9 protein-coding genes are annotated in these 15,416 nt (G+C 46.4%); 7 read left to right on the top strand and 2 right to left on the bottom strand.

The features are described 5' to 3' along the window. Position 1 precedes the first annotated feature (1 nt). The gene (locus AC23N5_RS17100; protein ID WP_487756516.1) at positions 2-745 is read left to right on the top strand and encodes a toxin-antitoxin system YwqK family antitoxin; all 744 of its coding nucleotides are present in this window, start codon (positions 2-4) and stop codon (positions 743-745) included. Between the two features lie 49 nt (positions 746-794). Next, complete coding sequence (locus tag AC23N5_RS17095; RefSeq protein WP_487756515.1) at positions 795-1,622, top strand: toxin-antitoxin system YwqK family antitoxin; 828 nt, start codon at positions 795-797, stop codon at positions 1,620-1,622. Positions 1,623-1,781: 159 nt separating this feature from the next. Here AC23N5_RS17095 and AC23N5_RS17090 read toward each other — a convergent pair whose 3' ends face one another. Both AC23N5_RS17090 and AC23N5_RS17085 read right to left on the bottom strand, forming a co-directional pair. Next, positions 1,782-2,291, bottom strand: coding sequence for a DUF4494 domain-containing protein (locus AC23N5_RS17090; protein ID WP_028523071.1), 510 nt, complete (start codon positions 2,289-2,291; stop codon positions 1,782-1,784). 145 nt (positions 2,292-2,436) lie between these two features. Next, positions 2,437-5,616 carry a S41 family peptidase gene (locus AC23N5_RS17085; RefSeq protein WP_487756514.1) on the bottom strand — a complete coding sequence of 1,060 codons (3,180 nt, stop codon included), beginning with the start codon at positions 5,614-5,616 and terminating at the stop codon, positions 2,437-2,439. Positions 5,617-5,872: 256 nt separating this feature from the next. On the opposite strand from AC23N5_RS17085, the gene AC23N5_RS17080 reads away from it, so the two are divergent. The 5 genes from AC23N5_RS17080 (at position 5,873) to AC23N5_RS17060 (ending at position 15,403) form a co-directional block, all read left to right on the top strand. Continuing rightward, positions 5,873-8,641 carry a M14 family zinc carboxypeptidase gene (locus AC23N5_RS17080; protein WP_487756513.1) on the top strand — a complete coding sequence of 923 codons (2,769 nt, stop codon included), beginning with the start codon at positions 5,873-5,875 and terminating at the stop codon, positions 8,639-8,641. 99 nt (positions 8,642-8,740) lie between these two features. After that, the gene (locus AC23N5_RS17075; protein ID WP_487756512.1) at positions 8,741-11,518 is read left to right on the top strand and encodes a M14 family zinc carboxypeptidase; all 2,778 of its coding nucleotides are present in this window, start codon (positions 8,741-8,743) and stop codon (positions 11,516-11,518) included. A 329-nt stretch (positions 11,519-11,847) separates the two neighbouring features. After that, entirely contained in the window at positions 11,848-12,330 is a 483-nt protein-coding gene (locus AC23N5_RS17070; protein ID WP_487756511.1) for a hypothetical protein, read from the top strand. Positions 12,331-12,642: 312 nt separating this feature from the next. Next, positions 12,643-13,476, top strand: coding sequence for an outer membrane beta-barrel protein (locus tag AC23N5_RS17065; protein ID WP_487756510.1), 834 nt, complete (start codon positions 12,643-12,645; stop codon positions 13,474-13,476). A 37-nt stretch (positions 13,477-13,513) separates the two neighbouring features. Continuing rightward, on the top strand, positions 13,514-15,403 hold the full coding sequence (locus tag AC23N5_RS17060) for a DUF8202 domain-containing protein (protein ID WP_487756509.1): 1,890 nt from the start codon (positions 13,514-13,516) through the stop codon (positions 15,401-15,403). The last annotated feature ends 13 nt before the right edge of the window (positions 15,404-15,416 follow it).

Below are 15,416 nucleotides of genomic sequence, written 5' to 3'. Positions count from 1 at the left end.
TATGTTAAAGAAAATCAGTGTTTTGTTGGTTTGTTTGTGGGGTATCGCTTTTCAAGAAGTAGAAGCTTTCTCGCCCGATTCGCTGTGGCGCACGATACGCCACCGTGCGTTTGCCGACTATGATGAAGAACTCGTGTTTCATGACCGTAAAAAACGTTTTGCCACGTTAAAACACTTTAGTAAAAACGGAACTTTACTGGTTGAAACCAACTTCAAAGACTACGCAGAGGGCATTCGCCAAGGGTTTTCGAAGGGGTATTATCCGAGCGGAAACCTTTATTGGCTCGCAGATTACCGCGACAATAAACTTCACGGAGAGCTGCGGGTATATTATGAAGACGGAGGTTTAAAGCGCCGAGAGACGTACCGTGCGGGGTTTCAAAAGAGAAAACACTGCTACGACAGGGATGGCAATGAAATCCCGTACTACGAACTGGTGGAAAAAGCAAGTTTCCCTGGCGGAGATCGGGCGTTGCAAGCGTATTTGCAAACCAAACTAAACGAGCTTGTTGCTAGTAATACTTCGCAAATCTATAATTTCGAGATTTACATAGAAGAAGATGGGAAAGCGGTGTTACACAAGTTTACCAATAGTCATCTGATGACAATCAATAAGTTGAAAGACATTCTCACAGATATGCCTAAATGGAAACCTGCCCGCTACGATAAAAACCCGCAAGGGGAAATTGTGCTTATCTCGCTTATTTTTCAAAACGGCAGGGTGCATCTAGCGGCATTACATTAATGTGAATCAAAGTGTTTGTTTTTAAGTCTGTCTTGAAAATCTACAAGTTATGGGCAAGAAAGTCAGTCTATTGTTGGTGATTTTGTGGGGAATAACGCTTCAAGCAATTCAGGCATCTTTCCCTGATTCGTTGCAGCGTGCCGTTATTCGTCGGGAATTTGTTGACCACGACGAAGAACTGACATTTCACGACCGCAAAAAACGCTTCGCTACCCTCAAAACGTATAATAAAGAAGGAATTCTCCTGACTGAAACCAACTTTAAAGACTACCAAGCGGGCATTCGACAAGGGTTTTCAAAGGGGTATTATCCAACGGGGCAATTGTACTGGATTGCCGACTATCGCAACAATGACCTTTGGGGTGAAATGCGCGTTTACCACGAAAACGGCGAGCTCAAGCGCCGCGAAACGCATTGGGCGGGTTTGCGGAAGGAAAAACATTGTTACAATGAAAATGGCGAAGAAATAGATTTTTACCCGTTTTCTGAAGTTGCTACTTTTCCAGGCGGAGACTACGCGTTTCAGGCGTATTTGCGGTCGAAGCTCAAAGATATACACGTAGGTTCGGAGATGTCGATGTTTACCTTTGAGTTGCTAGTTCAGGCCGACAGCGTGGCGGTTTTGCATCAATTTAGCAAAAGCGAAAAGGTGACGTTGACCCGAATTGCGGAGATTATCAAAGACATGCCCAAATGGCTACCCGCGCACTTCGACAAAGTACCCCACGATGATATTGTGATTGTTAATCTGGTTTTTAAACGAGGTATGGTTTATCTCTCCAACTTAGCCCTCGATTTTGCGGGTGCGTACCGTAAGCAGGTACAACCTTTCGCTACGCCCGTAATGCCGCCTTTGCAAACATTACGAAGAAGATAAGTGCTCACGCAGGCCGCCTGAGCGGTTAATTGTTATCTGTTAATCGTTAATTGAGTTGGATAACAGTGAATTACGTCAAAGCGAATCCCCTAAAATTTGTACTCTACTGCTTAAAAGGCAACGAGGCTGCTCAAAAAGAGCAGCCTCGTCAATTTTCTATTACTCAGCTCCGCGCTCTGCCATCACTTCGGCGAGGGGGCGAAAACCCGCAGGAACTTGTTGCGCTTCGTCTTCGGGTGAATAAGGATACACTTCCAAAATAGGCGTTAGGTTCACGTCCGTGATTTCGTAGGGAATCAACATCGTCGCCAAACTCTTTTCAATGCGTTCGATGGCTTGTTTGGGGCTATCGGCATTTACGAGCATATAACTGATGATTTTTTTCTCTTTGGCAGCGCCTTTGCTATCGTCGATAGAGACGTAAAAAGTTTTGCACTTAAACCATTTTTCTCCCCCTTCATCCTCAAAATGAAATACATCAGAGAGCTTCATTTTGGTAAGGCTACTTACTTGAAAATCAGGTGTGTTGTCAGCTACGATGCGATAAATTCGCGCTTCGGCATCGGTGTATGAAACCGCGTCCACAAGGTACGCTTCCGAGATTGTCTTGAGCGCACCGTTTTCTTGTTCTTGTTGGTATTTGATTTTTCCTAAGTACCAGCTTGGCATATGTTGTAATTTAGAGTATTGTGAATGACGAGTGAACGAGTTACGAATGACGAAATTAGGAATGGGGAGCACCTCGTTTCTACTTCGTACTTCGTCATTCTTTCAATCGTCATTCCGATAACGGGTTTCAAAGATAACAGAAATTCTACTTCAGGTCTTTTAAAATCTCGTCGATGGCGCGGTCGAGTTGAGGGTCTTTGTCGGTGAGGCGGTCGGTAAATGTTTGCTTGATGTAAATGTCAGGCGCGACACCTTCTTGCTCAATGTTTTTGCCATCAAGCGTATAACATCCCCACGAAGGCAAACGATAAAACGAGCCATCGACGAGCCCTTTGCCCGACGTAAAAATAATCCAGCGGTAGGTTTCGGTGCCAATGACTTTACCCAACTTGAGGGCTTTAAAACCTGTGGCGGTCATTTCGGCATCCGAGAGCGATTGTTCGTTGATAAGCAATACAATTGGCTTCGCCGCTACCCCAAAATTAGGTTGAGGGGTGGGTTTCCCTTCGCGGTACTTCCACTGCAAATAAGGCTTTTGCGACAAGAAATTAAGCACCAAGTCGTGGACGTTTCCGCCTGTGTTGTAGCGCAAATCCAGAATTAAAGCATCTTTTTTGTACCAATCGCGGGTCATGTCGTGGACAAAACGCTCGTATTCGCCCATGCCCATGTCTTTCATGTGTACGTAGGCAATCCGTTTTTTACTTTTTTCGTCCACGTAATTTTGGTTCCAATCCATCCATTCATCGTAGAAATTTCCTGATAATGAGCCTCTTGGATGCACTCTCACCGAGTAGCTAGAATCGACGTTACTGCGGCGGAACGTCAGTGTAATTTCGGTATCAGACGAAGGTTTGGTAAAATACACGTCGCGGTTTTGGAGCGAGTCTATCGCCTCACCGTTGACGTGCGTGAGGATGTCACCTTTGCCAATTTTTTTTCCGTGTTTGTCGGCGGCACTACGTTTTAGAATGCGGTCAACGACAAACGGACGCTGGTTGTCGAAAAGAATCCCTGTTTCCATTGTGCGAGATTTGTAGAAAACATCCTCTTCTTTTCCGTTGCTATAAAATCCTAAGTGAGACGCGTTTAGCTCGCCAAGCATATCGTTGAACAACGTCCGAAAATCGTCACGCTGGTTGAGATAAGGCAAGTACTTGGCGTAGCGGTCGCGCAGGGCTTTCCAGTCGGCACCGTGGAAGGTTTCATTGTAAAAATTTTCTTCTACACTCGCCCACGCTTCATAATACATTTGACGAAACTCCTCTTCCAAGTTGCGACGGAAGGTGAAGTCAATCGAAATATCTTCTGCTTTACCCGATTCTGGGGTGAATTTTTTGAGTTTACCGTTGATGAGTAAATACGATTTATCGCCTACCTGTACCCAATCGTACCCGCGAACGCCGTCTTCCACTTTCTCGGTTTTGGGGGCTTTGAACGGTTCGTAGGTCGTGCGCCAAAGTTTGTTTTCGCCCTCGCTGTGGTCAGAAACGTAAATGACGTAGGTTTTATCGTCTTTTTGAAAAACAGCGGGAGAGCCTTGTTGACCAAACGACGGCCCTACTTGCTCCATGCGCTCCCAAATGTTAGCCAAGTCAATCTCAATGGGTTTGATTTCTTTCTTGGTCTCTTTTTTAGGCTCGGCAGGCGTAGCTTTCTTTTTCTTGCTCGATTTTTCGGGCGTTTTGGCTGCCGTAGCGGTCGAATCTTTTTTGGTTACTTTAAACAAATCTTCCCATTTGTCGCTGCGGAACGGGTCTTCGATTTTGGTGAGTGCCAAGCGGTAAACTTTCACATTGCGCGGGCCAAACGGATAGCCTGGGTTAATACGGTCGGACTCAAAATAAATGTACTTACTATCGGGCGACCACACAGGCGCTGACTCCGAGATACCCGTGTTGGTGAGGTTAATAGTCTCGTTTTTAGTGAGGTGATGCAAGAAAATATCTCTTTCAAAATCGCGGTAAGCCGTAAACATCACGTACTCGCCATTGGGCGAGAAGTAGGCGTTGTCGTTATAAAAACCCCAAAGCTCATCTTTTACAATCGTCTTACTTTCAAGGGTTTTGAGGTCGAGTAGGCGAACTTCATTGCGACCGCTCAAATACACGCCCGAGCTGCGGTCTTTGTTAAAAACTAGCTGACGGTTGTTTTGCGTGTCCGTGGTAAGTTGCTTGAGTGTTCCTTTGCCGTCGGCTTTGAGGGTAAACCAGTTTTGGTAGCCACCTACGGTTTGTCCTACCAACAACGTCAAAGTGTCGGCCAACCATTTTACTTCCTGAACGCGTTCGTTGGCCGTGGTTTTCAGTTGTTTAATATACTTTCCTTCAATGTCCGATACAAACAATTCTCCCCGCGAAATGAAGGCCAGTTTTTTGTTGTCAGGAGCGACATCAAAGGCCGAGATTGACCCACTTACTTTAAAATCTTGCCACTTGGTGAGCGTAAAGTTTCTGACTAGGTTGATTTTGAGCGGAGCAGCGGCTTTGGTCGCAACGTCATACACCCAAGGTTGGTAGTCTTTTTCAAAAATAACCTTACTGCCGTCGGCGCTTACTTGGGGGCGTTTGATGGATTCTTTAAACGACGTCAAGGCCGTCTTTTGGCCGTTGACGAAGGTGTATAAATTGTACTCACCGTTGGCTTCGTCCGACACAAAATAAATGGCCCCGTTTTTGTCAATCGTCGCCCACATGTCCTTGCCACGGTAGTCGGTGTAGCGTTTATAGGTGTTGGTTTTTAGGTTGTACGACTGAATATCAGGGTTAAAGTCGCCTTTGTAGCGCTTGCGCATGGCTTGGTCATCACTTTCCCAGGTGTCGTTGAAAAACAACTCGCCCGTCGGGCTTTCGGCGACGTTGTGCGTGCGGTTGAAATAATGTTTAAAAACGCGTTTGGGCGTTCCTCCGATTACCGAAATGGTGTAGGTCGTGCCGCTGTTTTGTACTCCCGATTCAAAATAAATTGTTTGTGAATCCCACGACCAAGCTTCTACCAAATCGTAGGTGCTGTGGTGGGTAAGTTGCCGAATGGTACCACCTTCGAGGGGCATCACAAACACATCGGCATTCCCATTTTCAGTACCCGTAAATGCCAACCATTTCCCATCGGGTGAAATACGTGGGCGAGATTCGTTGCCTTGCATGGCTGTGAGGCGGGAGGTAATGCCCGAGGTAAGGTCGGTTTTCCACAGGTCAGATTCGTAGGCAAAAATGGCCGTTTTGGCGTCGGGGCTCAGGGTAGGGTGGGTGGCAAAATGCACGCTCGATTGGGCAATGGCTGCGCTGGCAGAGAAAAGACTGGCCCAGAATAGGGGTTTAAACATGGCTACGTAAGGGTTGATGAAACTAAATGGATTGAAAAGCCAAAAATAGTGAATCTGGCGCGAATACAACAGGGCTTGAAAAGAAAGGAATGGGCTATTTATGGATTATAAAAATGTTTTGTACGAATATGAAAAGTTTGAGGATTGGGATAGAAAATTAAATCGTAATGATACTTGAAATAGGCAATTTATAGTGCCATCTTTAAAGGCTGTTAATGTCTGCATTACTTCATCCGTCCTAACCAAACTAACTCACATGTACTTCAAACGTCTGCTTAGACCGCTTGCCGTTTCTACCATTGCTTTTTGTTCGGCAGCCACGTACGCCCAGAAAATCGACGAGGTGTACAACCAAAAAATCAAAGAATACACCACAGATTCCCGCTTTTTGCCATCGTCGGTGCTCAATCTAACCGATGACCCGAAGGTACCATCGCCGCGTAAACACTTTGGCGAGATTGTGGGCGCACCTGGGATTTTGCACAACACCACGGCCATCTATGGCTATTTTCAAAAACTGTCGCAAAGTTCGCCTTACCTGACCATGCAACAGGTAGGAACAAGCGAAGAAGGTCGCCCGATTCACTTGGTGGCCATCGGAAACGAAGACGCCATGAAACGCGTGGCCCACTACCAAAAACAACTTTCGCTGCTGGCCGACCCGCGCAAATTACCCGCGTCGGAGCTGGAAAAGGTGTTGGGCGATACCAAATTGGTGTATTACATCAACTGCGGACTTCACTCGCCCGAGATGGGTTCTCCCGAAATGGTGATGGAGTTGGCGTATCGTTTAATCACCGCCCAAACGCCTGATATTAAAGCCGTTCGAGATAATATCATTGTGTTGATTAACCCCGTATCAGAACCCGATGGCTGGGACAAACAAGTGGATTGGTACAATCGCTACACCAAAGATCGTAAAAACTATGAGGATGGTTTCCCTCGCGTGCCGTATTGGGGAAAATATACCTATCACGACAACAACCGCGATGGTTTACAGTCGTCGCAGGCGTTGACCAAAGCCATGTACAAAATTTACTACGATTGGCACCCAACGGTGATGCTCGACTTGCACGAGTCGGTGCCGTTACTTTATATTTCTACGGGAACAGGGCCGTACAACGATGCCATCGACCCCATCACCATTGGTGAGTGGCAAACCATGGCCAACCACGAAATGACAGCGTTAGCCTCTCAGGGATTACCAGGGGTGTTTACGTGGGCTTTTTATGACGGATGGAACCCTGGATACGCGTTTTTTATTGCCAACAATCACAACTCAATCGGACGTTTTTATGAGACATTTGGCAACGCGGGTGCCACGACGTATGTGCGCGATTTGTCGAACCAAAAATACTCAGGCGACCCCGTAACGAGTAAAGAATGGTATCGGCCCAATCCCGCTACCGAAAAAGTGAATTGGTCGTACCGAAACAACATCAATTACATGCAAGCAGGTGTGTTGGCGGGCTTGACCTATGCCGCCAATAACCGACGGTTGTTGTTGACCAATTTTTACCAAAAAGGAGTAAATGCTATCCAAAAAGGAAAAACCGAATCGCCACGTGCGTTTTCCATTCCCCAAAAACAAAATGACCCCACCATGGCGGCCTACTTGGTTAATCAGCTACGTGGGCAAGGCATTGAGGTTCACAAAGCCTCTTCAGGGGACTATGTGGTGTTGTTGGAACAGCCATACCGCAATTTGGCGGTGTCGTTGTTGACCAAACAAAACTATCCTAAAGACACCAAGTACCCCTCGTATGACGACATTGCGTGGACACTCGGGTATTTGAATGGAGTAGAGGTAAAAGCCCTTGACAACGTTACGTATGCTGCCAACGACCTTACCCTCGTGAATCAGGAAGTGAAATATACGGGCAAAGTGGAAGGAGAGGGTACAGACTATGTCCTCAATTACAAAGCCCAAAACACGGTGCTGTCGGCCTTGTACTGGCTAAAAGCGCAGAATAAATCGAGTAAAGCAGTAGTGTTGGATGCCAAAACTACCCTGAGTGGCGTAAAAGATACCTTGGCAGCGGGGTCGGTGGTGTTGCAGGGAGTTACGCCTGAGCAGGCTAAGAATATTACAACGCAGTTTGGGCTTGACCTGACCGCGACCAAAGCGACGGCCAACGTGAAACAACACGAAGTGACCCTCCCACGGACGGCTATTTACCACAGTTGGTTCAATACCCAAGACGAAGGTTGGGTGCGTTTTACGTTTGATCAACGTGGCATTCCTTACACTTCCATCGAAAAAGATGATTTGAAGGCGGGCGACTTACGCAGTAAATATGATGTCATTGTGATTCCTAAAATGCGTGGTACGGGGAGTGATTTTATCCACGAAATTGATAAAAAATTTGGGCCATTGCCTTATACCAAAACCCCAGAATTTCCTTCGCACGGGTTTCCTGATTCCACTCCTGACATGACGGGTGGGCCTGGCTTTGATGGGATGAACCAGCTCAGAATGTTTGTGGAAGCAGGGGGAGTATTGGTGACTTTGGACAACACTTCTGCGATGATTGCGGAAACAGGAATTACCCGCGATTTGGATAAAGTAGAAACGCCAGGTCTCTACCATCCAGGCTCTATTGTAAACGTTAAGGTACGCAAATCAGATAGCCCAATTGTGTACGGATTCCCTGAAGTATTCCCGATTTTCAAAGGTATTTCACCGTTGTTGCAGACCAAAAAGTACAATCGCGATATGATGGTGCTTCAATATGGCACCAAATCATTGAAAGAAGATGAAGAATACAACGGCCCAATCATGGGATTGCCTGACCACAAAACGGCAAAAGAAATGACGCCTGCCAAACCCAAGAAAGAAGAACCGTATGTGCTTTCGGGAATGGTAAGAAACGAGCAGACCATCGTGGGTCACGGCGGAATTTTCAACGTTCCTGTGGGGGCAGGTCGTTTGGTGGCGTTTACGTTTAATCCGTTGCATCGTTATATCAACCTCCACGATGCACCGATGATTTGGAATACCCTCATCAACTGGAATCACTTGTAAAACAACGTTTTTTGCTAACGGAGTGACTCCCTTTGTCACCTCTCTCTCGAACGCTTTCGGGAGAGGGGTCTAAAACCATTTACACAAAGCCTAATCTATATGAAATCCTTTTTTCGTTTCTTGTTGTCGGGAGCGTGTGCAAGTGCCCTCGCGCTGACGGCACAGGCCCAGCAAATCGACGAGCCTTACAACCAAAAAATCAAAGAATTTACGACCGACCCGCGCTTTTTGCCATCGTCGGTGCTGGATTTGGTCAACGACCCTAAAATCCCGTCGCCGTTGAAGCAATTTGGGCAAATCGTCGGAGCCCCTGGCGTACTGCACCGCACGGCGGATATTTACGGCTATTTTCAAAAATTAGCGCAGACGTCGCCCAACATCGTCAACGAACAGATTGGTACGACCGAAGAAAATCGTCCCATTCAAATGTCCGTTATTGCCAATGCGGCCACTATCAAGCGCCTCGACCATTACAAAAAACAACTATCACTCCTTGCTGACCCGCGCAAAGTAAATGCGGCCGACGTGCAAAAAATCTTGGGCGATAGTAAAGTGGTGTATTTCCTGAACGGAGGAATGCACGCTTCCGAGACGGGTTCGCCCGAAATGCTGATGGAATTGGCCTATCGGTTGGTAACGGGACAGTCTGACGAAATCAAGACCATTCGTGAGAACCTGATTGTGATAATTAACCCCGTGTCTGAGCCCGACGGCTGGGACAAAATGGTGGACTGGTACAACCGTTACACTAAAAAACGCAAAGATTTTGACGACGGAATGCCTGCGTCACCGCCATATTGGGGAAAGTACGTCTATCACGATAACAACCGCGACGGTTTGCAGGCGTCACAGGCCATCACAAAAAGTATTTTTAAAGCCTACTTCGACTGGCATCCTACGGTGATGCTCGACTTGCACGAGTCGGTGCCGTTGTTGTACATTTCAACAGGAACAGGGCCGTATAGCGAGGCCGTGGATCCCGTAGCGATTGGCGAATGGCAAATCATGGCCGACCACGACATGACGACGTTGGCAGCGCAAGGGCTTCCTGGGGTGTTCAACTGGGCTTTCTACGATGGCTGGTATCCTGGGTACGGCATTTGGGTGGCCAACAACCACAACTCCGTGGGGCGTTTTTACGAAACCTACGGAAATGCGGGCGCGAATACCTTCATGCGTGACTTGGCCAATGCCAAATTTGCGGGCGACAACGTGACAAGTCGTGAGTGGTATCGCCCGTATCCTGCGACCGAAAAAGTGTATTGGTCGTTCCGAAACAACATCAATTACATGCAAGCGGGGGTATTGGCGTCGTTGGGATATGCGGCGGCCAATGGTAAGTTATTGTTGAAGAATTTCTACCAAAAAAGCTTGAATAACCTGTCCAAAGCAGCCAAAGACGGCCCGAAGGCATTTGTGATTGGCAAGCAACAACGCGACCCTGCGATGGCAGCGTATTTGGTCAATCAGTTACGTACCCAAGGAATTGAAGTTCACAAGGCCGAAACGGGTAAAAATCAGGGAGATTATGTAGTGTTGTTGAACCAACCGTACCGCAACTATGCGTACTCATTGTTGACGAAACAAAACTATCCGAAAGAAGCTAAATTCCCTCCTTACGACGCGATTGCGTGGACGTTGCAGTACCTCAATGGCGTAAATGTAACCCAGCAAGATACCCTCAAATACGAAGTATCGGACTTGAAATTGCTCACTGCCGATGTGAAGTACGATGGAAAAATCGAGGGAGAAGGAACGTACTATGTGGTGAATTACAAAGCGCAAAATACCGTATTGCCAGCCGCCTATTGGGCAAAATCGCAAAACGCCAAAACCATCGTATTGGATGCGAAAATCACCTTGGAAGGCCGCAAAGACACGTTGGCACAGGGAGCCGTGGTGTTTTCGGGCTTAACGGCCGACCAAGCAAAGCAATTGGCAGAGAAGTTTAGCGTGGATTTGATTTCGACCAAAACCCTGCCGTCAGTGAAGCAGCACGAGGTAAGTTTGCCGCGCGTCGCGATTTACCATACGTGGTACCAAACCCAAGACGAAGGCTGGTCGCGCTTTACATTTGAGCAACGCGGCATTCCTTACACCTCGATTCATAAAGACCATTTGAAAAAAGGCAATTTGCGGTCGCAGTTTGACGTGATTTTAGTGCCTCGCGTGGGCGGTACGGGAGCCAATTTCTTGCACGAAGTAGATGCCAAATTTGGCCCCATGCCTTACACCAAAACCGCCGAGTTCCCGTCGCACGGCACGCCAAGCAGCACCGATGACATGACGGGTGGCCCAGGTTTTGAGGGAGTAGCTGAGTTGAAAAAGTTTGTCGATGAAGGTGGGGTATTGATTACCCTCGATAACTCGTCGAGCATCATGTCGGACTTGGGCATTGTGCGCGAATTGAAACGGTACGAATCACCCACCTTGTTTCACCCAGGTTCGATTATTCAGGTGAAAAACCGTCAGCCATCGCACCCAATCATGTACGGCTACCCCGAAACTTTCCCTATTTTCAAAGGACAAGGGGCATTGTTACAAACCGAAAAGCGCGACCGCGATATGATGTTGATGCAATACGGCACCAAGCCACTCAAGGAAGAAGAAGAATACAAGGGGCTGATTATGGGAATGCCCGATAAAAAAGAAGTAAAAGACCCTAAACCCGCCACGCCCAAACCTGAACCACCGTATGTGCTGTCGGGGATGGTGCGGAATGAGCAAACCATCATCGGCCACGGTGCTATTTTCAACGTACCCGTTGGCAAAGGCCAAGTGGTAGCGTTTACGTTTGACCCACTTCACCGTTACCTCAACCACCACGACGCGCCACTTTTGTGGAATGCGATTTTAAACTGGAACGCGTTGCGGTAATTCTACTGATTTCAGAGCTATAAGGTTTCAGAGCTATAAGGTTTTTGAAACCTTATAGCTCTAGAATTTGCCCCCCATTTGTTACAAAATTCCTTAAAATTTGCCCCTTATTTGCTACAAACTAGGTTTGTGAGCTAAACATCGAAACTGTCACAACCCGCCAAAGTAAACGGTTTCAATTGCTGAATCTGCCTTATTTCGCTATTTCGCAAGTGGAGAAGTATGTTGAGTGGGCGGTGAATTCTGGTATAAGCAATTGGAAAGCGTAGTCATATAGATAGCACTATTTTAGACCACTAATTCGTTGTTTTAAAAAAAGCCATATACTTATGAAAAAGCTCCTACCCATTCTATGTTTATTCTGGCTATTTGGTTGCAAAAAGCAGGCTGATGTTCGTCCTTTCGAAATTTTTGAAATTTTGCCAAACCACTCCATTGCCTTGTCGCCCAGAAGCAACCAAAGTTCATTTTTGGCGTATCGTTTTGAAAAGACGGGAAACAAATATGTGGGGTATTATGAAAAAGACATTATAGGGGATTTGCCCTGTGATGATTGCGGAAACCCTTTTATTGCGTTTGAATTTGACCCGACCCTTTCAACCTTTTCTTATATGACCACTTCGGACTTTGAAAATGCCCAAGCAATTAATGGGATGACCAGTAGCTTTTTTGGGGCGTGGGCGAGCCGTATCGTTTCGAGCAAAATTGAGGGCAAAAAAATGGATAACAACACTTGGTATATAATCCTAAAAGTCAAACAGCAAAACCAGCCAGAAGAAACGACGTTGGATGGGTATTTTCGGGTGAAATAGGTAGGGATGGGATGTAAAAAACTTAATAGCTTCTTAGGTGAAAAATATACTGGTTTTCAGGAGGTTATTTCGATTTTTCTTTCTACCTTGTCTTACGACCCTAGCTAAATTGAAAAATAAGCCTCTTCCTTACGTATGACCAGACTCATTACGCCCGTTTCGGAAGCTAAACCAAGAAACGTATAGCCTATACGGAAGCTATCAATGGCAAAAATCAATATAAAACTTTGACGACTGCTCAAACAAAAGCATTGTCGGAGTGGCGGGGAATAGGAAAACCAATTACTGTGTTTGAAAAAACTATTCTCAACAATGAAAGCTCTAATTAGTACTTCTTCTCCGTTATGCCGTTACTCAATGGCAGCGAAAACTACATGCTTTTTTTTCTACCTCTTTTGTGGGGTTTTTGTACAGTTTTCTAACGCTCAAACGGTTGACGGTTTACGAGTTGGACTGAAAGGAGGTGCGGTTTATTCGGGCATTGGTGCCTTACAAACGACTATATTGAGCGAGCCGTTTTTTACAAATTATACCCTGAATAATAACCGAAAATGGGGATTTACGGCAGGATTTGGTATCAATTGGGAATTGAAAAATACCATTGCCTCGCTTAATTTCGACGTTTTATATTCCCAGCAAGGTAGTGAATTAGCCTTCAACAACTTGGAGAAAGACTTCAACTACACCCTGCAATTCAACTACCGTTACCTGAACTTTCCGCTGATGTTGAAGCTATACCCGTTTGAAAAAGTACACGATGGGCTGCATGGATTTAACGTGGGAGTTGGCCCCCAATTAGGGCTAAATTTAACTCCCGAAAAAATAAATTATACTTCGGGCGGGACAGGGAAATTGCCCGCTTTTGGTAGCGACCTCGAACAACAACAGCAGCTTCGGAATGTCCTGAAAGGAAAAAATAATTTGGGGCTTAATTTTCAGCTTGGGTATGAGTTTGTAGGGCTGGGACTCAACCTTGAAGCACGTTATCATTATGGCCTGACGGACATAGTTCATACCGAAGCCAACGCGTATAATTTTATCGAAAATAAAAATACCAACAATACAATTCAATTTACGTTGGGCTGGGAGTTTATGAGTAGCTACCCCAAAAAACGCGTTCTTCTCATCAAGAAACCAAGAAGCTAGTAGCGTCGATTCTGTCAAAATCGTAACCATTACTCCTATGAACCCAGCTTCTATTAAAGCCTTTTTTGTCGTTGTCTTTTGGTGGGGAGCATTCACAACGTTTTCCCAAAACCAGCTGACGCCTGCGCCAGGCGGCGTAGCAGGGGCTATTCGATGGTGGATGGCCGACAGCAACCACGCTGAGCGACTCAATTACCACCCTGCTCGGCGGCTTACTCCTTCCAATGGCCTTTTTCTCCCATTAGGCAATGAAAGATTGCCAAGTGCCACCTTCTTTACAGTATATCAGACCAAAGAACGGCAAAAAGACCAGCTGATTTGGAGCATTGAGAAAAATAAGAAAACAAGCCTCGTCTTGACAACCGAGCGCGTGGCCGATTTGGAAGCTATTCGATACATGAATTTTACGGATTTAGCGCCTGCTATGCCTAAAATCAATATTTATGGGCAATTAAAATCCGTCGATAGTAGTGAAGTAGCTGAGCAGACATGGAACATAGGCAATCTACCTACTTCCCCTGAGTTGCCCGTCAGCGTTTTCAATGGTCTCGTGCCTGAATTGATTGCCTTTAACCGAGTCCTTGACCGAGAAGAACGATTAAAAGTAGCGTCTTATCTGGCACTAAAATATGGAATTACGCTCACTGAATCGAGCGGGAAGTACGTGAATAGTTTAGGTAAAACCCTTTGGAATGGGGAAGAGTCTCCCATTTTTCACCACAACATAGCGGGTATTGGTCGTGACGACGCCTCGGGCTGGTCGCAGAGAATCGCTAGTAGTAGTCATTCCCCCCATTTGCTCACCATTTCGGCGGCGTCCTCCCTCAACAATCACCAGTATTTGCTGTGGGGAGACAATGATCAAGCCTTGGTTTTTGCCCCCAAAACGATGGGAATGCCAACGTTTTTGAAACGAAAGGGGCTGGTGTCTTCTTTTGGCAAGAACCTGTGGGAGACGGAAGTTGTATGGGATACCAAACAGGTGTTTGCTGCCATTCCCCCAAATCCTGTGTTTTGGCTGGCGGTAGATACCACGGGAACGGGGGAGTTTGCACCTTTGGCAACTTGTTTCTTTAAAATGAAAAACCTTGATAAGCAGGGTTTGGCTTATTTTAATACGATTTGGTCAATGAATAAGGCGCAAAAAAATCACTTTTCTTTTGTCGTAGCGCAAGACCTGCTCGTCACCACTAAAGCAACAACGCCGAGCTGCTCACAGCCTGATTTGGGGCAGTTTGAGGTTCGGATTTTGGGTGGACAGCCGCCTTATTCCCTCACAATTTTTAATAAATCAACTGGATTTGCGGCCCAGCGTCAGCAGCCAGAAAAGCTTTCGACTGCACAATTCGGCGGTCTTTCTGCAGGGCATTATATCCTTAACGTAACGGATGCGTTGCAGCAAATGTACGTTGATTCATTCTGGGTCAACCCCACCGAAGCACCGTTACCGCTGGGTTTGTCTGATACCTATTCTTTGGTGGAAGGAGCTGCGCCTGTTCGAGTTAACGCGGCTGAAAATATGCCTGCTGGGATAACGTACCGCTGGCGAAATCCTGATAAGACAGAGTCGCAATTGCCTGAAATTGAGTTAAATCAGCAAGGCGTTTATACACTTATTACGACTCAAAATGGCTGTAGTTCAACCCGAGAAATCCAAGTGAATGGCCCCCAACTCAGCGTATTTCATTCGGAAATAGTGTATCCTAATCCTTCCAACGGAAAATTTTCCATCAAAGTAAGGTTGCATCAACCTGCTCCCGTTCACGTGTCTATTTTCTCGGCAGAAGGAAAGCAAGTACTTACGGATGAAGCTTTCGGGGCTGACCACTACCTGTTTAGCGAACAGCTAACCACGCACGGCCTTTATCTAATTGTGTTGCAGTCGGGCAGGTCAGTGACAACCCACAAACTATTTATCGTTCGATAAAATGAAAAGTGTC

It is taken from the genome of Runella sp. R5_40, assembly GCF_057652295.1.
The sequence above is the reverse complement of the archived record's forward strand: the minus strand, read 5'-3'. Positions and strand labels throughout refer to the sequence as shown.

Coding starts and splice junctions, on each gene's coding strand:
- AC23N5_RS17060 (WP_487756509.1), top strand. CDS start 13,514: ATGAACCCAGCTTCTATTAAAGCCTTTTTTGTCGTTGTCTTTTGGTGG.
- AC23N5_RS17080 (WP_487756513.1), top strand. CDS start 5,873: ATGTACTTCAAACGTCTGCTTAGACCGCTTGCCGTTTCTACCATTGCT.
- AC23N5_RS17075 (WP_487756512.1), top strand. CDS start 8,741: ATGAAATCCTTTTTTCGTTTCTTGTTGTCGGGAGCGTGTGCAAGTGCC.
- AC23N5_RS17100 (WP_487756516.1), top strand. CDS start 2: ATGTTAAAGAAAATCAGTGTTTTGTTGGTTTGTTTGTGGGGTATCGCT.
- AC23N5_RS17065 (WP_487756510.1), top strand. CDS start 12,643: ATGAAAGCTCTAATTAGTACTTCTTCTCCGTTATGCCGTTACTCAATG.
- AC23N5_RS17090 (WP_028523071.1), bottom strand. CDS start 2,291: ATGCCAAGCTGGTACTTAGGAAAAATCAAATACCAACAAGAACAAGAA.
- AC23N5_RS17085 (WP_487756514.1), bottom strand. CDS start 5,616: ATGTTTAAACCCCTATTCTGGGCCAGTCTTTTCTCTGCCAGCGCAGCC.
- AC23N5_RS17070 (WP_487756511.1), top strand. CDS start 11,848: ATGAAAAAGCTCCTACCCATTCTATGTTTATTCTGGCTATTTGGTTGC.
- AC23N5_RS17095 (WP_487756515.1), top strand. CDS start 795: ATGGGCAAGAAAGTCAGTCTATTGTTGGTGATTTTGTGGGGAATAACG.